Raw genomic sequence first — 23,564 nt, 5'->3', positions numbered from 1 at the left:
CGCTGCGGGTATCACAGTAAGCCTACCCGTGTCCTTCGAGCCACGATTGTGCCGTCTCTGCAACACTCATCTTGGATTAAACCCTTATCTCCGTCCGTTCGCATCAGCGCCGCTTTTTGGCCACACCCGGATATGAATAAAATCGCTCTAAAGTTTGAAGGGTAGCGGCGGTCTTTGAAGAACGAGAAATCCCAAGGTCGATTCAAATCTTGGCTCTGATTTTTCGGGTCTGAAAGGGTTGGCCGGGGAAACTGGTTTGCGATGGACGCGAAGACCGACATCAAGCAGAGGCTGCCGAGCCGTCACGTGACGGAAGGCCCTGCGCGCGCGCCGCACCGGTCCTACTTCTACGCCATGGGTCTGACCACCGAGCAGATCCACCAGCCCTTCGTCGGCGTCGCCTCATGCTGGAACGAGGCTGCTCCCTGCAACATCGCCCTGATGCGCCAGGCGCAGGCGGTGAAGAAGGGCGTGGCGTCGGCCGGCGGCACCCCCCGTGAATTCTGCACCATCACCGTCACCGACGGCATCGCCATGGGCCATGACGGCATGCGCTCGTCGCTGCCGTCGCGCGAGTGCATCGCCGACTCGGTCGAACTGACCGTGCGCGGCCACGCCTATGACGCCCTGGTTGGGCTCGCCGGCTGCGACAAGTCGCTGCCGGGCATGATGATGGCGATGGTCCGTCTCAACGTCCCCTCGATCTTCATCTATGGCGGCTCGATCCTGCCCGGCAATTTCCGCGGGCAGCAGGTCACCGTGCAGGACATGTTCGAGGCGGTCGGCAAGCACTCGGTCGGTGCCATGTCGGACGAGGACCTCGACGAGATCGAGCGCGTGGCGTGCCCCTCGGCGGGCGCCTGCGGCGCGCAGTTCACTGCCAACACCATGGCGACCGTCTCCGAGGCGATCGGCCTCGCGCTGCCGTACTCGGCCGGCGCCCCGGCGCCGTACGAGATCCGCGACGCTTTCTGCATGACCGCGGGCGAGAAAGTCATGGACCTGATCGCCTCCAACCTGCGGCCGCGCGACATCGTCACCCGCAAGGCGCTGGAGAACGCCGCCGCCGTCGTCGCGGCGTCCGGTGGCTCGACCAATGCTGCACTGCACTTACCGGCGATCGCGCATGAGTGCGGCATCAAGTTTGACCTGTTCGACGTCGCCGAAATCTTCAAAAAGACACCATATGTCGCGGATTTGAAGCCGGGCGGCCGTTATGTCGCCAAAGACATGTTTGAAGTAGGTGGCATACCGCTTCTGATGAAGACGCTGCTCGACAACGGATTTCTCCACGGTGACTGCATTACGGTCACCGGTCGAACGATCGCCGAAAACCTCAAAAGCGTGAAATGGAATCCGCACCAAGACGTGGTGCACCCGGCAGATAAACCCATCACCGTGACGGGCGGTGTGGTCGGTCTGAAGGGCAATTTGGCGCCAGAAGGTGCGATCGTGAAAGTCGCGGGAATGTCCAACCTCAGGTTTACCGGTCCGGCCAGGTGCTTCGACCGCGAGGAGGATGCTTTCGAGGCAGTCCAGAAGCGCACCTACCGCGAAGGCGAAGTGATCGTGATCCGCTACGAGGGGCCCAAGGGCGGTCCCGGCATGCGGGAAATGCTCCAGACCACTGCGGCGCTGACCGGCCAGGGCATGGGCGGCAAGATCGCGCTCATCACCGACGGCCGCTTCTCCGGCGCCACCCGCGGCTTCTGCATCGGCCATGTCGGCCCGGAAGCCGCCATCGGCGGCCCGATCGGGCTGCTCGAGGACGGCGATATCATCGAGATCGACGCGGTCGCCGGGACCCTTAACGTAAATTTGAGCGACCAGGAGCTCGCCCAGCGCAAAACCAAATGGAGCGCTCGCGCGACTAACCACACGTCGGGTGCGCTCTGGAAATATGCTCAGCAGGTTGGACCAGCGGTCGGTGGGGCAGTAACCCATCCGGGCGGCGCGCACGAGAAACAGTGCTATGCGGACATCTAGGCGTACCATAGTTGCGTTTGTGTTGGGGGCCAGTGCGCTGGCCGCACCGGCGCTCGCCTTTGACGGTTCGGCCAGCAAGGACGCGACCATCCCGGTCGTGACGACCTTGCCGGGCGCCGCCGGGACCGTCCGCAGCAAGGTCGCGCCGACGACCGCACCCCAGGAAACCTCGCTCAGCGCCCTGCAATATGCCGCCGAAGGCGGCCATCCCGGCGCCCAGTTCAAGCTCGGCCGCATGTATGCCAACGGCGACGGCGTCGCCCAGGACGATGTGCGCGCCTTCGAATATTTCAGCCGGATCGCCAATGCGCATGCCGAGGACAGCCCGTCAGCGCCGCAGGCGCAGGTCGTGGCCAATGCCTTCGTCGCGCTCGGCCGTTATTATCTCGCCGGCATCCCGAACTCGAAGATCAAGGCCGACCCGGACCGGGCGCGGGAAATGTTCTCCTACGCGGCCTCCTATTTCGGCAATGCGGATGCGCAGTACGATCTCGCCCGGCTGTATCTGAAGACCCCGGACGCCTCGCGCGAGGATTTCCGCTATGGCGCGCGCTGGCTCGGCCTTGCCGCCCAGAAGGGCCAGCACGAGGCGCAGGCGCTGCTCGGCCAGATGCTGTTCAACGGCGACCGCCTGCCGCGGCAGGCCGCGCGCGGCCTGATGTGGCTGACGCTGGCGCGTGACAGCGCCGGGATCGAGGAGACCTGGATCAAGGAAAGCTACAACCGCGCTTTCGCCAAGGCCTCCGACGACGACCGCGCCATGTGCCTGCAAATGCTGGAACAGTGGGTGCAGGGCGTTCAGGGCCGCCGGTAGTCGGTACCCGTGTTGGCTCGCGGCTGCGCGAAGCGCAGTCTGGTGGGGTAATCTAGTATCCCCACGCGCACCGGCTCAAGCCGCCTCGAGATCCAGATCCGCCCATACCGGCACGTGGTCTGACGGCTTCTCCCAAGCCCGCACATAGCTGTCGATGCCGACATTGGCGAGCCGGTCGCTGGCCTGCGGCGACAGCAGCAGATGGTCGATCCGCAAGCCATGGTTCTTCTGCCAGGCGCCGGCCTGGTAGTCCCAGAAGGTGTAGAGCCCGGGCTCGTCGGTGACAGCGCGCAGGGCGTCGGTGAGGCCGAGGCCGAGCAGGGACTGAAAGCTCTCCCGCGTCTCTGCCTTGAACAGGGCGTCGTCGGTCCAGGCGGCGGGATTATGGACGTCGCGGGCATGCGGGATGACGTTGAAGTCGCCCGCGAGGATCAGCGGCTCCTCGGCCTTGAGGCGCTCCTTCGAATACTCAAGGAGCCGCGACATCCATTTGAGCTTGTAGGGATATTTCTCGGTCCCGACCGGATTGCCATTGGGCAGATAGAGGCAGGCGATGCGCAGCACCCCGCGCTTCAGCGTCACCACGCCCTCGAGGAAGCGCGCATGGGCGTCCTCGTCGTCGCCGGCGAGCCCCGACTTGGTCTCCTCGAAGCGGAGCTTCGAGAGCAAAGCGACGCCGTTGAAGGTCTTCTGACCGTGGGTGACCACGTTGTAGCCGAGCGCCTCGATCTCCAGTCGCGGGAAGGCCTCGTCGACGCATTTGATCTCCTGGAGGCAGACGATGTGGGGCTGGCACTCTTTCAGCCAGGTCAGCAGCAGATCGATCCGCTGCCGAACCGAATTCACGTTCCAGGTGGCAACTCTGATGGGCATGTCGGCGGGCTCCGGGCAGGGGCCATGGTTAGAACAAACTGCAAACACGCCCGTCAAGGACGCCGCAAAATCTCCCACAAAATTAACCCGGTTGAAGCCGGGCCTGGGCCATTGATACCGAAAAGGTTTTTCGAATGGGATGGCCGGACAAATCCATGAGAGCAAGCGAGCCGCGCGACGGCCTGATCGGCGCGTTCCTGTACTGGCTCGGCGGCTTCGAGATCGAGGACGGCCTGACCGCCGATCTCAGCGAGCGCGAGCTGCGCCGCATCCGTGCAAAGCAGATCGACGCGGTGACGCGGCAGATCCCGGTGACCATGGCCGTCACCATGCTCAACGTCGCCATCGTGCTGATCCTGATTTGGGGCAGGGGCTGGAACGATTTCCTCGCGATCTGGGGCATGACCCTTGCCGCCACCGCCTCGCTCGCGGTGCGCGCCTGGCGGCGCGCCCGCCAGAACCCGCCGCAGGAGGCCTCGGCGCGCGCCGCGCGGCAGATGCTGCGGCAGGCGTTCTTCCTCGCGGCGATCTGGGGCACGCTGCCGCTCGCACTGTTCAGCCGGGTCGAGCCGACCAGCCAGCTCATCCTGGCCTGCCTGATGGTCGGCATGATGTCCGGCGGCGCCTTCACGCTGTCGACCTTCCCGCGCGCCGGCCTCGTCTATCTCGCGACCGTGACGATGGCCTGTGCTGGTGCGCTGCTCCTGTGCGGCACCGGGCCGTATCTGGTGACCGCGGTATTCCTGTTGCTGTTCGCGTTCTTCATGGCGCGCAACATCGTCTCGCAGGGCAATCTGTTCCTCGGCAATCTCAAGGCCCAGCTCGAGCTCGAGCGACAGACCGAGATCATCTCGCTGCTGCTGAAGGACTTTCAGGAGAACGCAAGCGACTGGCTGTGGCAGACCGACGCCGAAGGGCATCTGGTCGACGTGCCGCAACGCTTCGCCGAAGTGGCGCAGCTTCCGCTTCCACTCCTGAAGGGATCGCATTTCGCCGACGTGCTCGACATGCTCTGTCCCGAGGACAAGAGCGCAGCCTACAACGTCGTCGGCCTGATGGAGCAGAGCGAGCCGCTGCACGAGATGAACCTCAAGGTCGTCGCCGGCGGCGAGGCGCGGCTGTGGTCGCTGACCGCCAAGCCCGCCTATGACCGCGACGGCCAGTTCCTCGGCTATCGCGGCTTCGGCCGCGACGTCACCGAGCGCTGGCGCGCGGAAAAGGCGGAGGCCGAGAGCCGCGCCAAATCCAACTTCCTGGCGGTGATGAGCCACGAGATCCGCACGCCGATGAACGGCGTGCTCGGGCTTGCCAGCATGCTGCTGGAAACCAGGCTGGATCCGGAGCAGCACGAGGCCGTCACCACGATCCGGGAGTCCGGCGACAATCTGCAGCGCATCCTCAACGACATCCTCGATCTGTCCAAGCTCGAGGCCGGACGCTTCGCGTTCGAGGCGATCGACTTCGCCCCGCAGGCGCTGGTCGAGGCGGTCGCGACCGTCGTGCGGGCGAGTGCCAAGAGCAAGGGACTGGCGATCAAGGTCGAGCTCGATCCGGCGCTGCCGCCGACGCTGCGCGGCGACGTCGCGCGCATCCGGCAGGTGCTGCTCAATCTCGCCTCCAACGCGGTGAAGTTCACCGACGAAGGCGAAGTAACGATTTCAGCCGTCTGCCAGGCGCGCCGCGATCTGCTTGCGACCGTCGAGTGGACGGTGACCGACAGCGGCATCGGGATCGCGCCCGAGAAGCTCGGGCAACTCTTCAGCGACTTCGCCCAGGCCGACGCCTCCATCAGCCGCCGTTTCGGCGGCACCGGGCTGGGCTTAGCGATCTCTCGCCGCATCATCGAGCAGATGGGCGGTACCATTGGCGTCACCTCGACACCGGGCGAGGGCTCGACCTTCCGCTTCACGCTGGTGCTGCCCTGGAGCCAGGCGCAGGCATCCGACCAGGCGGCCGGCCGCGATGAAGCCGACGAGCTCAAGGCGCGGATCGCCGGGCTGGACCGGTCGCTGAAGGTGCTGGTCGCCGAGGACGACGCCGTCAACCGCATGGTCGTGAGCAAGATGTTAGGGGCCTTCGACGTCGAACTGCGCGTCGTCACCGACGGCGTCGAGGCCGTCGCGGCGGCCTCAGAAGGCGACTACGATGTCGTGCTGATGGACGTGCGCATGCCGGACATGGACGGCCTTGCCGCGACGCGGGCGATCCGCGCGCAAGGCGGGCGCTTCGAAGCCTTGCCGATCATCGCGCTGACCGCCAACGCCTTCCCCGAGGACGTCACGATCTGCCGCGAAGTGGGCATGTCGGACTTCCTGGCCAAGCCGCTACGCAAGCCGGCGCTCGCCGCAGCCTTGCTGCGCGCACTCGATGGACACGCGATGACGGAAGACGCGCCGCTTCAGCCCGAGCTGATGCCTGATGGGGTGGAGTGGACGGATGAGGAAAGGCAGATGACGGGCGCTTAAACCGCCCGTCAGATCGTCACAGTTTTCCATAGACTCGCCCGGCGACCGCCCTCAGGCGCTCGACCGAGCCGGACTCCGGATGCGGCTTGACCGGCGCGAACAGGATCGAAGCCTGCCTGCCGTTCTTCCAGACATAGATGTTGACGGCGTTGCCGTTGCCCTTGGTGCAGGAATGCTCGCCGAACGCTTCACTGCCGAGTGCCGGTATCGCGACGTGCTTGCACGGGCCCACGCGTTTCATCATGCCGATGACGGTGTCGCGCGACATCGTGATCACCGCGACGGTCATGGTGTTGGCCTCGCGATCGAACATCATGCAGCTGCCTGCGCCGGTCCGCTGGACCGTCAAGGTGCTCTGGTCGAGAAAGCCGTCGGCATCCGCGGCAGTGAGCCACTCGCAATTGCCGAACCGCTCGCTGCTCTTGCTCACGTTGGCGATGGCAACGCGCGCGGCTTCGGTAATCGGTCCGAGCAGCGCGCCGTCGGCACGCCGGCCGACCGGATAGACGCTGATCTGCAGAATGTAATCGCCGGACAAAGCCACGACCGAGGCCTCCTGGCGCTCTGCGCCTGCGGCGCTCGTTCCGCCCTGGCCTTCATCGCCGATCCCCGCGACTGCGCTCAGCGGCATGCGCTCGCCAAGAGTCTTGACGAAGGTCGCGTACAATTCCCTGGCGCGGTCCTTGTCGGGATTGCGGAACACGGTCAGCATCATCGTGTCGCCGCGCCCGCCCTGGTAGATGCAGCCGCGGCCGTCCTGATTTGAAATCAGTGACCATTTGAGCGCCGGCATCGCGCCGGCTAGCTCCTTGGCGCTGATGAACGGGCAGGTTTCGGCAGCGAGCGCGGGAGGCACCGGGACGGCTGCGATGGCAAGGAACAGAGCGAGGCACGCGAACAGACGATCGATCATGCGCATTGGATCATTTACAACCGCTATGGGGGCGCTACGGCCGATGAAGAATCGGCGTCGCCTAAACAGATTGGGCTGTTCGCAGCGTCGCTCACTACCTGCGATGTCCGAGTCGGGTCAAGAGCCACTATCGCGACCTTCGGAGCGCGCGGGGGCCTAGTACAAGCGGGAAAAGGCTGAAAGGCAATCCTTCACTGCCTACCGTGGCCGCATCGGCGCTCACGCCGATGCGGCGCGTATGAACGGATTGCCGCGACGATAATTTAGGACGACCTGACGAATCCAAGATCGTCTTCGATCACGGCGTTGGGTCCGACCGGCACCCGACCTGCATTGGCTAGATTGAGTTTGCGGAAGACGATCTTGTCGCGCCAGACCTTGCGGAGGAAATCTTCGAACACCTGAATGGTCAACTGCTCGCCTGGACACCGTCGGTATCCGAAGCCGAATGGTGCGAAGCCGGCATAGTCACAAACCGGGATGCTCTTCCCGTCGACAACACCGAAAACCGTCCCGAAACCACTATTCGTCACGTTTGCCTTACGTCCATCCTTGACCTCGAAATTTGTGATCTCAAACGGGCATCGCGCGAGGCCGATCTGCTGGCATTTGCCTTCATTGATCTGGGCGCTGGTGGGAACGCCAAGATACCTTGATGGATCGAAAGCATCCGGGGCCTTCCAGTGGACCGGGTCCAGGCTGGTACTTGTGTGGGGTGTGCTGATGTAGCTATGGCGTTCCACGGGTAGGCCAAATCTTTGCTGCGGAGATGCGCCATAGGCGCTGGTCCTGGCATCCTGGATAGCTGAGATGCTGCCGCCGTTTGGCGATATGACGCGGAATAATTCCATGACGAACAATTCAAGTGGTGTGTAGGGAGCGCCGTTGGCGTTATCGAAATTTCCGCTCATCGTCGTCTGAAAAGATGCTCGCACGGCCGGATCGCCACCATCTTCGGACAAACGCGACATGATCCCGAAGATCGAGTTGCCCCATTGGCTGAGCGCCACAAAATTGTGGAAGCACTCGAACACGACGTCCCGCTTCGCAAAGTGACGTCCGTCGCCGGCGTTCTTCAGCCAATACCAAGCCATCGTCTTTTCGGGATTCTTGGTCTTGCCACTTTCAATGTCGGCGAGTCGATCGTCGATCCATGATTTCAGAAAGTCGAGGCGCTCACGAACTATCATGTAGTTATCATACGTGATGGGCAGCAGAGGATTCCGGTACGCAAGAACCGTGTTGAATGCTTCACCAATCTGCCGTACCTCGAAGGGAATGGCGTTCCCGGTCACTCCAAGGTGAAGGTCCCAATAGAGGTCGAAATAATAGTTGAGGTAATGCCGCATGAACGGCTTATTGGCGAATTGCTTGTCCATGAGCTTATCGAAGAATGCGACGACCTTCGGTCCATACATTGGCTTGTAAAGGTCCGGCGTCACCCCCGAGAAGTAAATCCTCTTACGGAGATTATTGGGGCCGCGTTTCTCAAGACCCTGCAAAAAGACTGTAACGCCATCTTCGGGAGTCGGCCGCCAGTCCCGGGTAATAAGTCCCCATAGGTCGTAGGGTAGTGCGTTTTCCTTGCTGAACGTGACGTCGATCAGGGGGAGCATTGGACGCTCGCCTTCATAGAAACTCGTCAGAAAAAACGGTTTGACGGCCTTCTCGACATACTCATGATCGAAGTTTGCTGGAATGGTTTCGCGGAAACGTTGAAACGCAGCCTGAATTTTATCCGGAACTGACGATGGTGGCCCATCGGCGGATGCCTGTTGTACGCCCGCCACCAGCGAAGCGGACGCTCCGCTCCCCAACATGCCGACTGCAGCTGCGCTCCCCTTAAGAACCGTCCGACGTTCCACTCTCTTCGATTCCATTGTCTTCTCCTTTTTGCTCGCGTCCGAAAGTTCTCCGTTCTTTGGCAGCCACGCACTCGTCGTGCGCGGCGATCGCAAACCTTTACGGCAACTGACGATTGGCGAAGACGATGTTCGGCCGCTGGCCTGCCTCAGCGGCGACGAGAGAATTGCACCTGAAGCCGACGTGGCTTGATCATGAGGTGTACAGGGACGGAGCTGCACACTTCTGGATTGATTTAGATCAAAGGACCGGACCAGGGATTGTCAGCGGTCCGATGCTCCTTACCGGCAGCTGCTTCTGCGCTGTTTGCGGTGGAGCGATGACGCGGTTGTCCGGGCGCACCGTCCCCATGGAAAACTCGACACGATGGTCGTGGAGTACATCGAGCACCGTTTGTTGGAGCCCAAGTGGCTGGAACGCTGTTGTCGCACGTACTCGATCGCCGCACCGAGCGCGCCGAGCGGCGAAAGTCGCACACCGCCGAATTGCGCGAGCGGGCGGCCGAAGGCAGACGCCAAACTCAAGCGCCTCGACGACGCCATAGAGAACGGCGTCGTCGATCTCTCTGACCCGATGCTGAAGGATCAACGCGTCGAAGTCGATCAGAAAGAACTGCAGATCATGGGATCGAAAAGCAGGCTTCTGCGCACGCTCGCCGCGTCAAGCGCAAAAACGGCAGGTTTTGGCGTGCCCAGTTCTGTACCGAAGTGGCGCCGCTGACGAGATTCGAACTTTTCGAATTTTGAATCGGGCTAGATCGAGAAGCTGGTCCCGCAGCCGCAGGACGCCGTCGCGTTCGGATTGTTGACGCGGAACGAGGCGCCGATCAGGTCGTCGACGAAATCGACCTGCGAGCCCGCCAGGAACGGCTGGGAGGCGGAATCGACCAGCACCACCGCGTTCTCCTGCTCGATCACGAGATCGTCGTCGGTGCGGTCGCGGTCGATGTCGAACTTGTACTGGAAGCCGGAGCAGCCGCCGCCCTCGACGGAGATGCGCAGCATCGCGCCAGAACCTTCGCCCTTGAGGATTTCCCCAATCCGGCGCGCGGCGCGGTCACTGATGGTCACGTCAGTCGTCATGGCTTGTCTCCGATCGTCCCGCGGTCATACCAAATTCACTTGTCAGGTTCACGTGCCCAATTCATTTGGTATCGCGCGTCCGGCATAGTTAAGTGCAAGGATACGCAGAATCAAATGGATAGGGACTAAATTCGTCGTGTCCGTCGGAATGGCAGCCCCCCGCGCGCCCTATGCCTGCGACCCCGACCGCAGCCGCGGCCGGCTGGTCACGGAGCCGCCGAGCCGGACCCGGAGCCCATTCCGGCGGGATTGCGACCGGGTGATACATTCCACCGCGTTTCGCCGCCTCAAGTACAAGACCCAGGTGTTCGTGTTCCACGAGGGCGACCATTACCGCACCCGGCTGACCCATTCGCTGGAGGTGGCGCAGATCGCTCGCGCCCTGGCCCGGCAGCTCGGGCTGGACGAGGACCTCACGGAAACCCTGGCGCTTGCCCATGATCTCGGCCATCCGCCGTTCGGGCACGCCGGCGAGCGGGCGCTGGACGCCTGCCTGAAGGATTTCGGCGGCTTCGACCACAACGCCCAGACCTTGCGCGTCGTCGCCTCGCTCGAGCACCGCTACCCCGAGTTCGACGGACTGAACCTGACCTGGGAGTCGCTGGAGGGTATCGTCAAGCACAACGGCCCGCTGACCGACCGCAGCGGCGCGCCGGTCGGGCGCTATCGCGAGCACGGCATTCCCGTCGGCATCGCCGACTACATCAAGACCTACGATCTCGAACTGTGGAGCTTCGCCTCGCTGGAGGCACAGGTCGCCGCGATCGCCGACGACATCGCCTATGACGCCCACGACATCGACGACGGCCTGCGCGCCGGCCTGTTCCATCTCGACGATCTCAAGGTGATGCCGCTGACCGCGGAAATCATCGCCGAGACCTCGGCGCATTACCCTGAACTCGAAGACGTCAGGCGTGGCGCCGAGCTGGTGCGCGAGCTGATCTCGCACCTCATCGGTGCGGTGTTTGCGGAGGCGCGGAAGAACCTCGCGGCCATGAAGCCGCAATCGGCCCAGGACGTCCGCCAGCAGGATAGGGCGCTGATCGCATTCCCGGCCGACGTCGCGGAGGAGGAGGCCGCCATCAAGCGCTTTCTCTATCAGCACATGTACCGCCACAAGCGGGTGATGCGGGTGATGGGGGAGGCGGAACAGATCCTGTTCGACCTGTTCGCAAAATACCTGACGTCGCCCGGTGAGCTGCCGCCTGAATGGCTGCTGGGGGCGGAGACGGACGATGAGGGCGACCGGGCCCGCCGGATCGGCAATTTCATTGCCGGAATGACCGACCGTTTCGCCCTGACCGAGCACCAGCGGCTTTTTGACTCGACCCCGGATTTGCGTTAGGCGGCGCCCATGCCCGACACATCCTCAGCACCGCACCTGTTCGCCGACGTGCTCGCACGCGTGCACGCCGCCTGCCGCACGCTCGCGGCGGACGCCAAATGGCCCGAGGGTATCGATTTCTCCCGCGTGGTGGTCGAGCCGCCGCGCGATGCCTCCCATGGCGACATGGCGACCAATGCTGCCATGGTGCTTGCGAAAGAGGCAAAGGCAAAGCCGCGCGACCTCGCCGAGCAGATCGCCGAGCGGCTCCGCGCCGATGCGCTGATCGCCAAGGTCGACGTCGCCGGTCCCGGCTTCATCAACCTGACGCTGAAGCCGGCCGCCTGGGCCGAGGCGCTCCGCACGGTGCTGCGCGAGGGCGCCGATTACGGCCGCGTCCGCGGCGGCTCCAAGGTCAACGTCGAATACGTCTCGGCCAATCCGACCGGGCCGATGCATGTCGGCCATTGCCGCGGCGCCGTGTTCGGTGACGCGCTGGCGAGCCTGCTCCAGTTCGGCGGCCATGACGTCACGCGCGAATATTACATCAACGATGCCGGCGCGCAGGTCGACGTGCTCGCGCGCTCTGCTTTCCTGAGGTATCGCGAGGCGCTGGGGCAGGACATCGGCGCCGTTCCGGAAGGGCTCTATCCCGGCGACTATCTGAAGCCGGTGGGTGCGGCGCTCGCAAAGGAGCACGGCGACAAGCTCCTCGCGATGAGCGAAGCCGAGTGGCTGCCGACAGTGCGCGCCAAGGCGATCGCGATGATGATGGACGAGATCAAGGACGATCTCGCCGCCCTCAACATTCGCCACGACGTGTTCTTCTCCGAGCGCTCGTTGATCGAGACCGGCAACAACAAGGTTGCCGAGACCATCGATTTCCTGCAGGCCAAGGGCGACATCTACGAAGGCCGCTTGCCGCCGCCGAAGGGCGCGCCCGTCGAGGATTGGGAAGACCGCGAGCAACTGCTGTTCAAGGCGACCGCTTACGGCGATGACGTCGATCGTCCGCTGATCAAGTCGGACAATTCCTACACCTACTTCGCCTCCGACATCGCCTACCACAAGAACAAGTTCGACCGCGGCTTCGCCGAGATGATCGACGTCTGGGGCGCCGACCACGGCGGCTATATCAAGCGCATGCAGGCGGCGGTGAAGGCGACGACCTCCGGCAAGGGATCGCTCGACGTCAAGATCGTTCAGCTCGTGAAGCTGCTGCGCAACGGCGAGCCGGTGAAAATGTCGAAGCGGAGCGGGGACTTCGTCACCCTGCGTGAGGTGGTGGATGAAGTCGGCCAGGACGCCGTCCGCTTCATGATGCTCTACCGCAAGAACGACGCGGTGCTCGACTTCGACCTCGCTAAGGTCATGGAACAGTCGCGCGACAACCCGGTGTTCTACGTCCAGTACGGCCATGCGCGCGGCCACTCGATCTTCCGCAACGCGCGGGCCGAGGTGTTCCCGGAACTGCCTGAGGATACCGGCAAGCGCATCGCCTGGCTGGGCGAGTCGGCGGTGGAACGACTGTCGGACCCGGTTGAGCTCGATCTGCTCAAGCGCCTCGCAATATTTCCGCGCATGCTGGAGGCGGCCGCCGCGGCCCATGAGCCGCACCGAATTGCCTTCTATCTCTATGATTTAGCCAGCGAATTTCATGCACTTTGGACGAAGGGGCGCGATTTGCCCTATTTACGCTTCATTATCAATAATGATGCAGATCTAACGAAGGCGCGGCTGGCCATGGTCCAGGGCGTCGTCTCTGTCCTGGCATCGGGCCTCGCCATCCTCGGCGTCCATGCTCCGGACGAGATGCGGTAGTTTGGGGCGAACTACTTAAGAGGAATTTGGGGGTAACCGGCAGAAGCCGGATCGCTTAGACTTGGTTGAAAGCCTTGTGGGTCGAAAGCCGCGCCTTGGTCGAGGGGCGCGCGGCTTTCCCGAAGGGACGCATCATCACGATGGCCGAACGATATCAGCACAGACCGTTTCCTTCCGATGACTACGGTCGCGGTGACGATCAGCATGGGAAGACGGAAAACGATCCCTTGGCCGAGCTCGCCCGCCTGATCGGACAGACCGATCCATTCGCAGCGCAGGGGCGACCGAACGCACAGCCGGCGGCAGCGCCCGCCCAGAGCTATCAGGACCACCACTATCCGCAGGACGATGATCAGCAGGACCATGCGGAGCAGGCCCCGCCGGCTCAGCCCGGGCCGCCCTCATGGATGCGGCGCGCCAACGTGCAACCGCAGCCGGCGCCCGAGCCCGACTATCCCGTCTCTGTGAACCCGGTTCATCCGTTGCATCGCTATTCAGCCCAGCCGACCGCGCCCGAACCTGATTTTCATCAGCTGCAGGCCCGTCAGGACCACGGTTACCAAGCTCAGGCCTATCAGGATCAGGCCTATCAGGGGCATGCTCACCAGCAGCATGATCAGGCGTATCAGGAGCAAGCCTATCAGGAGCCGCATCAGCAGCCCGATCCGGCGCGCTACGACGATGCGCTCTACGGGCGGCTGGAGTCGGGCGAGCAGGACTATCAGCGCGATCCCGCCTATCCGGATGATCCCTACGCGTTCCAGAGCGACTACCCCGAGGCCGATCTCGACGAGCCGAAGAAGCCCCGCGGCGGCATGATGACGGTCGCGGCGATCCTCGCGCTTGCAGTGGTCGGCACTGGCGCGGCCTTCGCCTACAAGACCTATGTCGGCTCGCCCCGCAGCGGCGAACCGCCGATCATCAAGGCCGACAATACGCCGACGAAGATCGTGCCGGCACCGACCGACTCTTCGGCCAAGGTGCCGGATCGCATGGCGAGCGGCGACGGCTCCGAGAAGATCGTGCCGCGCGAAGAGGCGCCTGTCGACGTCGCAGCCAAGGCGGGCGGTCCCCGCGTGGTGTTCCCGCCGCTGAACCAGAACGCGAATCCGCCGACGGTCGCGAGCGTCTCGCCATCCACGGTCCCGCCGCCGAGTGCAGGTCCGATCCCGAGCAACGGCACGCTGCCGGCCAACGCGCCGCGATCGATCAGGACCGTGGCTGTGAGGGGCGATCAGACCGATAGCACCACGCCGCAATCGGCCGCCGCCAAGCCGACGGCAGCCGCGCCGAAGTCCGTTGCTACACCCCCGGCCATGCCACACAATCCACCGACCTCGGCCAATGCCAGTGCCAACCAGCCGATGTCGCTGGCTCCGCAGGCATCGCCAGCCGAGCCGCCGCAGCGGATGGCTGCGAACAATCCGACGCAAATTGCGCCTGCGAGCAGCTCTGGCGGCGGGTTCATCGTACAGGTCTCCTCGCAGCAGACGGAGGATAGCGCTCACGCTTCCTACCGGGTGCTTCAGAGCAAGTATGGCAGCGTGCTTGGATCGCGCTCGCCGGTGATCAAGCGGGTCGACCTTACCGACAAGGGCAAGGGGGTCGTCTACCGCGCCTTCGCCGGACCCTATGCTTCGGCTGAGGAAGCGACGCAGGCCTGCAACAGCCTGAAGTCTGCTGGCCTGTCCGCCTGCTTCGTCCAGAGGAATTAACGGCCGTTTCCTTGACCCCCTCGCGGGGCAGGGTTAATCGGCCGTTATGAGCACGCGGGCCTTCATAACGGGCGTATCCGGAACGGAACTGACCGCCGCCGAGCGGGAGTTTATCCGTGCCGAGCGCCCGTGGGGCTTCATCCTCTTCAAGCGCAATGTCGAGACGCCGGCTCAAGTTGCTGCGTTGGTTGCGGAATTACGGGCAGTTGCCGGCGCGGCTGACGCGCCTGTCCTGATCGACCAGGAGGGCGGACGGGTGCAGCGGCTGGGCCCGCCGCACTGGCCGGTCTATCCGCCGGGCGTCATTTTCTCGACCTTGTACGACACTGATTCGGCGCTCGGACTGACGGCCGCGCGCCTCAGCGCCCGGCTGATAGCGTCTGATCTCGCCGATCTCGGCATTACCGTGGATTGCCTGCCGCTGGCCGACGTGCCGGTGCCGGGCGCTGATGCCGTCATTGGGAACCGGGCTTACGGCACTGAACCGGGCAAGGTCGCCGCGATCGCGCGCGCGGTCACCGAGGGCCTGGAGCAGGGCGGCGTTCTGCCGGTTCTGAAGCACATTCCCGGTCATGGACGCGCCACCGCCGACACCCATTTCAAGCTGCCGACCGTCGATACCCCGAGGGACGAACTCGACCGAACCGATTTTGCGGCCTTCAGGCCGCTAGCTGACCTGCCGATGGCCATGACTGCACATGTTGTGTTTAGCGCTGTCGACCCCGCCCATCCGGCGACGACTTCTGCGACAATGATTGCTCAGGTGATTCGCGGCGTGATCGGGTTCCAGGGTTTGTTAATGAGTGATGACGTGTCGATGAACGCGCTGTCGGGGAATATCGCCGAACGGACCCGCGCCATCTTCGCGGCCGGCTGCGACATGGCCCTGCATTGCAACGGCAATATCGACGAGATGCGCGAGGTCGCCGGCCAGACACCCGAGCTGTCCGGCACGGCGCTGGAGCGGGCGAAAGCTGCGCTCGCTGCGCGCAAGGCACCGCAGCCGTTCGATCGGGCGGCCGCACGCGCCGAACTGGACGCATTGATCGCACGGGCAAATACGGCATCCGCATGACCGCAGAAATCCTATCGTTCGAAACCGGGCGGCCCGCAGAGCTCGCCGAGGATGAACCGGCGTTGGTGGTGGACGTCGAGGGCTATGAGGGCCCGCTCGACCTGTTGCTCGCGCTTGCCCGCAACCAGAAGGTCGATCTCGCCAAGATCTCGATCCTGGCGCTGGCGGACCAGTATCTCCACTTCATCGAAGCTGCGCGAAAGATTCGGCTGGAGCTTGCCGCCGACTACCTGGTGATGGCTGCCTGGCTCGCGTTCCTGAAGTCGCGCCTGCTGCTGCCGGAGCCGCCGAGTGCGGAAGGTCCGAGCGCCGAAGAGATGGCGACCGCGCTCGCCAACCGGCTGCGCCGGCTCGAGGCCATTCGCGAAGCCGCCAACCGGCTGATGAACCGGCAGCAATTGCTGCGCGACATCTTCCCGCGCGGCGAGCCCGAGCAGATCGCCGAGATCAAGCATCCGAAATACACCGCCACGCTGTACGACCTGCTGACCGCTTATGCTTCACAGCGCCAGTCGCGCGTGCTGGCGAGCGTGCATCTGGCCAAGCGCACGGTGTGGTCGCTCGCCGAGGCGCGCGCCACGCTGGAGCGGCTGGTCGGCAGCATCAGCGAACAGGACGATTGGGGCGTTCTCGACGACTTCCTGGTCCGCCACGTCGCCGATCCGACGCAGCGCGCGACGGTGTTCGCTTCGAGCTTCGCCGCCGCGCTCGAACTGGTGCGTGAAGGTCAGCTCGAGCTGAACCAGAAAGAGGCGTTCGCCCCCATCTATTTCCGGAAGGGGCGCCCGAAACCGGTCGTGGACGCAGCTCCTGCGCCTGATGCGCCGGTCGGTTAAGTGCAAGAAGGAGAAGCTACCATGGCAAGCCTGGCTGAAGTGCGGGTAGAAGAGGCCGAGCCGATGGAGAACGAGTCCCAGGCACGTCCCGAGGAGCTGCGGCTGCTGGAAGCGCTGCTGTTTGCTTCGAACGAACCGCTGGACACCGCGACGCTGGCCAAGCGCATGCCCGAGGGCGTCGACGTCAAGGCCGCGCTGGAACAGCTCCAGGCCGACTATGCCTTGCGCGGCGTGAATCTCGTCCGCGTCGCCAACAAATGGACCTTCCGTACCGCCGGCGATCTCGCCTGGCTGATGACGCGGGAGAGCACCGAGACCCGCCGCCTGTCGCGCGCCGCGATCGAGGTGCTGGCGATCATCGCCTATCACCAGCCGGTGACGCGCGCCGAGATCGAGGAGATCCGCGGCGTCGTCACCTCGAAGGGCACGCTCGATGTGCTGCTGGAGACCGGCTGGATCAAGCCGCGTGGTCGCCGCAAGACGCCCGGCCGGCCCCTGACCTTCGGAACCACCGAGGACTTCCTGTCGCAGTTCACCCTGGAACAGCTTGGCGATCTGCCGGGCCTGGAAGAGCTCAAGGGCACGGGCCTGCTGGATTCACGCCTGCCGACCGGGTTCAGCGTGCCGACCCCGTCGGACGACCCGCAGCTGCGTGAGGACGAGGATCCGCTGGAACCCGGCGAGGACCTCGATCTGGCGCTGGCACCTGCGGTCGAGCCCGAGACGCCGGAAGAGGCGCCGGAAGGCGGCAATGAGGGCGGCGAGGGTGGCAGCGAGGACTGACGTCCCGGCCCCGGAGAGGCTCCCTGCGACCAGTTAACACTTAGCAAGATTACGTAGCGCCAACAGCGAATTGGCGCTGCCTTGGTCCTTGTTTTTGAGGCCTGCCGAGCCTAGGTTTCGGGGAAGATCGGTCGGGTCCCCGGCCAAGCGTGTTTGGAGGGTTGCAGGATGGGTTCGCTTAGCATTTGGCACTGGATCCTGGTGATCGCAGTCGTCCTGCTGCTGTTCGGCCGTGGCAAGATTTCGGATCTGATGGGCGACGTGGCGCAGGGCATCAAGGCGTTCAAGAAGGGCATGCAGGACGACGACAAGGTCGCCGACAAGCCCGAGCCGGCCAAGTCGCTCGAGCACAACGCAGCGCCGAGCACGACCCGGTCCGACGTCGGCAGCAAGGCCGTCTGAGAAAGAGAGCACGCGAGACGCGGGTAGCGGTCCCGATCCTGCGCGCGAGGGATTGGGCCGGTTGCGGCTGGCGTGAACGGAAGACCTCATGTTCGACATCGGGTGGAGTGAACTGGTCCTGATCGGGGTCGTGGCCCTGGTCGCCATCGGCCCGAAAGAGCTGCCGGGCGTGCTGCGCATGGTCGGGCAGTGGATGGGCAAGGCCCGCAAGATGGCCGCCGAATTCCAGGGCCAGTTCCAGGAAGCGATGCGCGAGGCCGAGATGGCCGACCTCAAGAAGAGCTTTGACGAAGTCAAGGAAGCGGCGTCGGGCTTTGCCGGCAACAATCTGATGACCTCGCTCCAGAAGGACGTCAGCGACGCGCTTCGCGTCGATGCGCTGGACAAGCCCGCCGAGACGACGGCCACCGCGGCTGTCGAGCCGCCGGCGACTTCAAGTGAAGCGCCGGCGACGCCGACCACTCCGGAAGCGCCGACGCCGGAGACTTTCGTGGAGGCCGAGGCTCATGCGGCGGTGAATGAGCCGCTCGCCATCACTCGTGAGGTCGAGCAGGCGCAGGCCGCCCAGACCTCGGTGACCCAGGACACTGCGCCATCCGAGGCGATCAAGGACGTCAAAGCGTCATGAGCGACGCCGATATCGAGGCCAGCAAAGCCCCTCTGATGGACCATTTGATCGAGCTGCGGTCGCGGCTGATCAAGGCGCTGCTCGGATTCGGCGTGGCCTTCATCTTCTGCTTCTTCTTCGCCAAGCAGATCTACAACGTGCTGGTCTGGCCGTTCGTGTGGGTCGCGGGTCCCGAGAATTCCAAGTTCATCTACACGGCGCTGCTGGAATATTTCATCACCCAGCTCAAGCTCGCCTTGTTCGGCGCGGGCTTCATCTCGTTCCCGATCGTCGCGACGCAGATCTACAAGTTCGTCGCGCCCGGGCTCTACAAGCACGAGAAGCAGGCCTTCCTGCCGTATCTGGTCGCGACCCCGTTCTTCTTCGTGCTCGGCGCGGCGCTGGTCTATTTTGTCGTGCTGCCGATGCTGGTCCGCTTCTCGCTCGGCATGCAGCAGGCCGGCAGCGACGAGACGGCGCAAATCCAGCTGCTGCCCAAGGTCGGCGAATATCTCTCGCTGATGATGTCGCTGATCTTCGCCTTCGGCATCGCCTTCCAGCTTCCGGTGATCCTGACGCTGCTCGGCCGCATCGGCATCGTGACCTCGAAAATGCTGCGCGAGAAGCGCCGCTATTTCATCGTTATCGCCTTCGTGATCGCGGCTGTGCTGACGCCGCCTGACGTGCTCAGCCAGTGCTCGCTCGCGATCCCCTTGCTGGCGCTCTACGAGGGCTCGATCATCGCGGTCGGGATGGTGGAGAAGAAGGCTGCCGCCGCACAGGCCGCGACCGGCACCGACGTGTCGACGCCGGCCAATCCGGCCGAGTAGGGCGGCCACATCACCGGTGTCATTCCCCGCGAAAGCGGGGAATCCAGTACGCCGCGGCCTATCGAGGAATCACCGCCGTCTCTGGAATACTGGATCACCCGCTTTCGCGGGTGATGACTGCCGTGCTAGGGGAAGCAGCCATTTGCATGAATGCAAATCCAGAATTTGCATGTCTGCAACAAGCCCCAGGACCGCCCCCATGCACGACATCAAATCGATCCGCGACAATCCGCAAGCCTTCGACGCCGGTCTCGCCCGGCGGGGCCTGAAGCCGTTGTCGGCATCGCTGCTGGCGATCGACGAGAAGCGGCGGGCGGCGATCCTGGCCTCGGAGCAGGCGCAGGCGCGGCGCAACGCCGCCTCCAAGGAGATCGGCGACGCCAAGAAGGCGAAGGACGAGGCGCGCGCGGCCAAGCTGATGGCCGAGGTCGCCGAGCTCAAGACCACCATGCCCGAGCTCGAGGCCGCCGCGAAGGCCGCCGACGAGGAGCTGACGAAAGAGCTGTCCGCGATCCCGAACATTCCGTTCGACGAAGTGCCCGACGGCGTCGACGAGCACGGCAATGTGCAGCGCCATGTGTTCGGCAACAAGCGCAACTACAGCTTTGCGCCGAAGCTGCATGACGATCTCGGCACCGCGCTCGGCTACATGGATTTCGAGGCAGCGGCAAAGCTCTCCGGCGCGCGCTTCGTCGTGCTGAAGAAGGGGCTGGCGCGGCTCGAGCGTGCGATCGGCCAGTTCATGCTCGACCTGCACACGACCGAGCACGGCTACACCGAGATCAACCCGCCGCTCCTGGTGCGCAACGAGGTGATGTTCGGCACCGGACAGTTGCCGAAATTCGAGGACGATCAGTTCTGGGCGATCAAGGGTGAGCTGTTGGCTACACCCGATCACGAGCGGCTGAAGACCGAGCGCCTCGGCCTGATCCCGACCGCGGAGGTCTCGCTCACCAACCTCGCGCGCGAATCCATTCTCGACGAGAAGCAGCTGCCGATGCGGCTCACCGCGCTGACGCCGTGCTTCCGCGCCGAGGCGGGCGCTGCGGGGCGCGACACCCGCGGCATGATCCGCCAGCACCAGTTCACCAAGGTGGAGCTGGTCTCGATCACGACGCCGGAGGCGAGCAAGGACGAGCTGGAGCGGATGCTGTCGTGCGCCGAGCAGGTGCTCCAGAAGCTCGACCTGCATTATCGCGTGATGACGCTCTGTGCAGGGGATATGGGGTTCTCGTCGCAAAAAACCTATGACATCGAGGTCTGGATGCCGGGGCAGGGCGATGGCGGCATGTTCCGCGAGATCTCGAGCTGCTCGGTCTGCGGCGACTTCCAGGCGCGGCGCATGGATGCGCGCTCGCGCGGGCCGGACGGCAAGCCGCGCTTCGTGCATACGCTGAACGGCTCCGGCACCGCGGTCGGCCGCGCGCTGATCGCCGTGATGGAGACCTATCAGCAGGAGGACGGCTCGATCGCGGTCCCCAGCGTGCTCCAGCCCTATATGGGCGGCCTGAAGGTGGTCGCGCGCGACTAGCGCGCATTGCCTGCCTATAACGCAAAACGTTTGGTTGCGAAGAACGGGCGGCCGGTTATCCTGCCGGCCACCCGACAACGCGAACCCCACCGTTCATGCCCTTGCACCGCGACATCTTCTGGGTCGGCAGACAATGGGCGGTGACAGGTGCCGGCATCCAGGCCGTCGATCAGCGGCTGCGTGGTGTATTGGACATCGCGATCGCGCGGCTCTGGGATGACGATCTCGTGCGCAGCCGGCGGGCCAAGCCCGGCGTGAATGCCGCAGATTTCGACAAGGCGCTGACCGTGGCGCGCGAGCGCTTTCCGCAGACGCCGGTGTCGGACCCGATCGTTACGCATCTGGAGACGCTCGGGGTGATCGAGGCTCCGGTCGTGAGCCTGGTGGTGCCGGCGATGCAGCTGCGTGCGGAAGGCAGGCTCGCACGCTTCCTGCCGCAATGGCGCGTCCGGCGCTAGCAGGACCAGGCCGGGAACCTGGCCGCCGGACCCCATCGGCCGGTTTGCCTGATCGGCCCCGGCCGGATAAGACGGCTCAGACCCGCTTCAGGAATCGACCCTTCGCATGCGCATTCTCTGCACCAATGACGACGGCATTCACGCCCCCGGCCTCAAGGTCGTGGAGGAGATCGCACGCGCCTTGTCCGACGACGTCTGGGTCGTTGCGCCCGAGCTCGACCAGTCCGGCGTGTCGCATTCGCTGTCGCTGAACGATCCGTTGCGCCTGCGCGAGGTCGGCCCGCGCCACTTCGCCGTGCGCGGCACGCCGACCGACTGCGTCATCATGGGCGCGCGCCATATCCTGGGCACCAAGCCGCCGGACCTCGTGCTCTCGGGCGTCAACAAGGGGCGCAACGTCGCCGAGGACGTGGTCTATTCCGGCACCATCGCCGGCGCGCTGGAGGGCACCATTTTGGGGCTGCCGTCGTTCGCGCTGTCGCAGGAGTTCAGCGTCGAGACCCGCGACCGGCCGCAATGGGACACCGCGCGCCAGTTCGGGCCCGACATCCTGCGCAAGGTGATCGCCGCCGGCATCCCCAAGGACACCGTCATCAACGTCAACTTCCCGTCCTGCGCGCCGGAGGAGGTGCTCGGCATCCGCGTGACGCGGCAGGGCAAGCGCAATCTCGGTTTCTTGCGGATCGACGAGCGCAGGGACGGCCGCAACAATCCCTATTTCTGGATCGGCTTCGAGCGCGCGGCAATGATGGATACGCCCGCCGAGGGCACCGATCTCGCGGCGCTGCGCGAGCGCTATGTCTCGGTCACGCCGCTCAGGCTCGACCGCACCAACGAGGCGTTTTCGGAAGCGCTGAGCGCGACGCTGAAGTAGCGATCCGGGCTACAGGCCCGGAAGTCGCGGCTAGCCGCCGCGCAGCGCGGCTTCGATGGTCTTGCCGAGCGCGTCGAGCTGGAACGGCTTCTGGAGCGCCGGCCGGTCGCGGTACTGCTCGGGCAGGCCGGAGGAGCCGTAGCCGGTGGCGAAGATGAACGGGCAGCCCTTCGCCTTGATGACGTCGGCAACCGGCGAGATGACCTTGCCGTTGACGTTGACGTCGAGGATGGCGATGTCGAACTCGGTGGCCTGGGCGAGCCGCATCGCCTCGGTGATGTCGCCGGCTTCGGCTGCGACCTTGTAACCGAGCTCTTCGAGCATGTCCGCGACCATCATTCTGATCATCACCTCGTCCTCGACGAGGAATACAGAGCGGCCCGAAAGCCCTGTTGCGGTCATTTTCGTTGAGTCCTTGCCCATTCCCAAAAAACGTTCGCAGATTATGCGAATCGACGCAATGCGCGTTTCGGCGAACTGAAACCGCAAAATGACCTTTGCGGCCAGTCCGTTGCAAGCCAATTTATGGTCTAATAACGCACCCGAAAGGCTATCTTGGGTTCCTGAGCAGGAACAGGATTCTTGCCCCGGGTCTTGGCGATACGGCTGACGATCCGGACGGGACAGGACGACACAAGCAGCGATGATCTCCAATCAGCACCCACCGGAAAAGATGATGTTTCAGCTCACGCTGAGGCGTCGGGGCATCAGCGACCAGGCGGTGCTGCGGACGATGGAGGAGGTGCCGCGCGAGCAGTTCGTCGACGAAGCCGATCGCGACGGTGCCTATCGTGACAGCGCGCTGCCGATCGCCTGCGGGCAGACCATCAGCCAGCCCTTCGTCGTCGCCTACATGACCGAGCAGCTGCAGCTCCAGAAGAAGCACCGCGTGCTCGAGATCGGGGCCGGGTCCGGCTATCAGGCCGCGGTGCTGTCGCGGCTCGCAGGCCAGGTGCTGACCGTCGAGCGCTACCGCAAGCTCGCGGATGCGGCACGTCTCAGGCTCGAAAAGCTGAACTGTCACAATGTCGAGGTGATGCTCGGCGACGGCCTCAACCTGCCGGCCAATATCGGCCCGTTCGACCGCATCATCGTGACCGCCGCCGTGGAGCAGCTTCCGGAGAACCTGGTCGAGCGGCTCGAGGTCGGCGGCATCCTGATCGCGCCCATTGGCCCGCACCAGGGCGTGCAGACGCTGGTCCGTCTCCGCCGGACCGAAACCGGGATCGAGCGCAAGGAACTCGTCGAGGTCCGCTTCGTGCCGGCACTGCCCGGGGTGGCGCGGGAGCTGTAGATTTCCGGATCGGCTGTG

Annotated in this window: 22 protein-coding genes; 17 read left to right on the top strand and 5 right to left on the bottom strand. The window is 64.4% G+C overall.

Going from position 1 to position 23,564, the window contains the following annotated elements; all coding sequences use genetic code 11:
• The first annotated feature begins 261 nt into the window (after positions 1-261).
• Together ilvD and NLM15_RS23445 are read left to right on the top strand one after the other, a co-directional pair.
• Positions 262-1,986, top strand: a complete 1,725-nt coding sequence (ilvD, locus tag NLM15_RS23450; RefSeq protein ID WP_254119803.1) for a dihydroxy-acid dehydratase — start codon at positions 262-264, stop codon at positions 1,984-1,986.
• Positions 1,973-2,800: a tetratricopeptide repeat protein gene (locus NLM15_RS23445; RefSeq protein ID WP_254119801.1), complete on the top strand. Its 828-nt coding sequence runs from the start codon at positions 1,973-1,975 to the stop codon at positions 2,798-2,800. Before ilvD ends, NLM15_RS23445 begins: the two co-directional genes overlap by 14 nt.
• Before the next feature lie 75 nt (positions 2,801-2,875).
• Here NLM15_RS23445 and xth read toward each other — a convergent pair whose 3' ends face one another.
• Entirely contained in the window at positions 2,876-3,673 is a 798-nt protein-coding gene (gene xth, locus NLM15_RS23440; RefSeq protein WP_254119799.1) for an exodeoxyribonuclease III, read from the bottom strand.
• A gap of 134 nt (positions 3,674-3,807) precedes the next feature.
• On the opposite strand from xth, the gene NLM15_RS23435 reads away from it, so the two are divergent.
• Positions 3,808-6,138 (top strand): ATP-binding protein, encoded by a 2,331-nt coding sequence (locus NLM15_RS23435; protein ID WP_254119797.1) that lies wholly within the window; start codon positions 3,808-3,810, stop codon positions 6,136-6,138.
• 16 nt (positions 6,139-6,154) lie between these two features.
• Here the strand turns inward: NLM15_RS23435 and NLM15_RS23430 are convergent, their stop codons facing one another.
• Positions 6,155-7,057, bottom strand: coding sequence for a hypothetical protein (locus NLM15_RS23430; RefSeq protein ID WP_309144934.1), 903 nt, complete (start codon positions 7,055-7,057; stop codon positions 6,155-6,157).
• Between the two features lie 257 nt (positions 7,058-7,314).
• Positions 7,315-8,931: a twin-arginine translocation signal domain-containing protein gene (locus NLM15_RS23425; RefSeq protein WP_254119793.1), complete on the bottom strand. Its 1,617-nt coding sequence runs from the start codon at positions 8,929-8,931 to the stop codon at positions 7,315-7,317.
• 349 nt (positions 8,932-9,280) lie between these two features.
• On the opposite strand from NLM15_RS23425, the gene NLM15_RS23420 reads away from it, so the two are divergent.
• On the top strand, positions 9,281-9,634 hold the full coding sequence (locus NLM15_RS23420; protein ID WP_254119792.1) for a hypothetical protein: 354 nt from the start codon (positions 9,281-9,283) through the stop codon (positions 9,632-9,634).
• Between the two features lie 32 nt (positions 9,635-9,666).
• Here NLM15_RS23420 and erpA read toward each other — a convergent pair whose 3' ends face one another.
• On the bottom strand, positions 9,667-9,996 hold the full coding sequence (gene erpA, locus NLM15_RS23415) for an iron-sulfur cluster insertion protein ErpA (RefSeq protein ID WP_014495044.1): 330 nt from the start codon (positions 9,994-9,996) through the stop codon (positions 9,667-9,669).
• A gap of 136 nt (positions 9,997-10,132) precedes the next feature.
• Here erpA and NLM15_RS23410 point away from each other — a divergent pair, with 136 nt between their 5' ends.
• The 12 genes from NLM15_RS23410 (at position 10,133) to surE (ending at position 22,252) form a co-directional block, all read left to right on the top strand.
• A complete protein-coding gene (locus tag NLM15_RS23410) occupies positions 10,133-11,341 on the top strand; it encodes a deoxyguanosinetriphosphate triphosphohydrolase (RefSeq protein WP_254119790.1) in 1,209 nt (402 codons plus the stop codon).
• Between the two features lie 9 nt (positions 11,342-11,350).
• Positions 11,351-13,141 carry an arginine--tRNA ligase gene (gene argS / locus NLM15_RS23405; RefSeq protein WP_254119788.1) on the top strand — a complete coding sequence of 597 codons (1,791 nt, stop codon included), beginning with the start codon at positions 11,351-11,353 and terminating at the stop codon, positions 13,139-13,141.
• 140 nt (positions 13,142-13,281) lie between these two features.
• Positions 13,282-14,856 carry an SPOR domain-containing protein gene (locus NLM15_RS23400; protein WP_254124375.1) on the top strand — a complete coding sequence of 525 codons (1,575 nt, stop codon included), beginning with the start codon at positions 13,282-13,284 and terminating at the stop codon, positions 14,854-14,856.
• Positions 14,857-14,902: 46 nt separating this feature from the next.
• Entirely contained in the window at positions 14,903-15,931 is a 1,029-nt protein-coding gene (gene nagZ, locus NLM15_RS23395) for a beta-N-acetylhexosaminidase (RefSeq protein WP_254119786.1), read from the top strand.
• Entirely contained in the window at positions 15,928-16,767 is an 840-nt protein-coding gene (locus NLM15_RS23390; RefSeq protein WP_254119784.1) for a ScpA family protein, read from the top strand. The genes nagZ and NLM15_RS23390 overlap by 4 nt, the downstream gene beginning before the upstream one ends.
• A 21-nt stretch (positions 16,768-16,788) precedes the next feature.
• Positions 16,789-17,550, top strand: coding sequence for an SMC-Scp complex subunit ScpB (scpB, locus tag NLM15_RS23385; protein WP_254119782.1), 762 nt, complete (start codon positions 16,789-16,791; stop codon positions 17,548-17,550).
• 168 nt (positions 17,551-17,718) lie between these two features.
• On the top strand, positions 17,719-17,952 hold the full coding sequence (locus NLM15_RS23380) for a twin-arginine translocase TatA/TatE family subunit (protein ID WP_254119781.1): 234 nt from the start codon (positions 17,719-17,721) through the stop codon (positions 17,950-17,952).
• Positions 17,953-18,040: 88 nt separating this feature from the next.
• Complete coding sequence (tatB, locus tag NLM15_RS23375; RefSeq protein ID WP_254119779.1) at positions 18,041-18,580, top strand: Sec-independent protein translocase protein TatB; 540 nt, start codon at positions 18,041-18,043, stop codon at positions 18,578-18,580.
• Positions 18,577-19,389 (top strand): twin-arginine translocase subunit TatC, encoded by an 813-nt coding sequence (gene tatC / locus NLM15_RS23370; protein ID WP_092181319.1) that lies wholly within the window; start codon positions 18,577-18,579, stop codon positions 19,387-19,389. The genes tatB and tatC overlap by 4 nt, the downstream gene beginning before the upstream one ends.
• A gap of 199 nt (positions 19,390-19,588) precedes the next feature.
• A complete protein-coding gene (gene serS / locus NLM15_RS23365) occupies positions 19,589-20,920 on the top strand; it encodes a serine--tRNA ligase (protein ID WP_254119777.1) in 1,332 nt (443 codons plus the stop codon).
• Between the two features lie 95 nt (positions 20,921-21,015).
• Positions 21,016-21,378, top strand: a complete 363-nt coding sequence (locus NLM15_RS23360) for a hypothetical protein (RefSeq protein WP_254119775.1) — start codon at positions 21,016-21,018, stop codon at positions 21,376-21,378.
• 106 nt (positions 21,379-21,484) lie between these two features.
• Complete coding sequence (gene surE, locus NLM15_RS23355; protein WP_254119773.1) at positions 21,485-22,252, top strand: 5'/3'-nucleotidase SurE; 768 nt, start codon at positions 21,485-21,487, stop codon at positions 22,250-22,252.
• A 30-nt stretch (positions 22,253-22,282) separates the two neighbouring features.
• Here surE and NLM15_RS23350 read toward each other — a convergent pair whose 3' ends face one another.
• Complete coding sequence (locus NLM15_RS23350; protein WP_008547195.1) at positions 22,283-22,654, bottom strand: response regulator; 372 nt, start codon at positions 22,652-22,654, stop codon at positions 22,283-22,285.
• 241 nt (positions 22,655-22,895) lie between these two features.
• Here NLM15_RS23350 and NLM15_RS23345 point away from each other — a divergent pair, with 241 nt between their 5' ends.
• The gene (locus NLM15_RS23345) at positions 22,896-23,546 is read left to right on the top strand and encodes a protein-L-isoaspartate(D-aspartate) O-methyltransferase (protein ID WP_254119771.1); all 651 of its coding nucleotides are present in this window, start codon (positions 22,896-22,898) and stop codon (positions 23,544-23,546) included.
• Positions 23,547-23,564: the final 18 nt, after the last annotated feature.

Source organism: Bradyrhizobium sp. CCGB20, from assembly GCF_024199855.1.
Lineage (GTDB): Bacteria > Pseudomonadota > Alphaproteobacteria > Rhizobiales > Xanthobacteraceae > Bradyrhizobium.
This window is presented reverse-complemented; position numbering and strand designations above follow the sequence as displayed.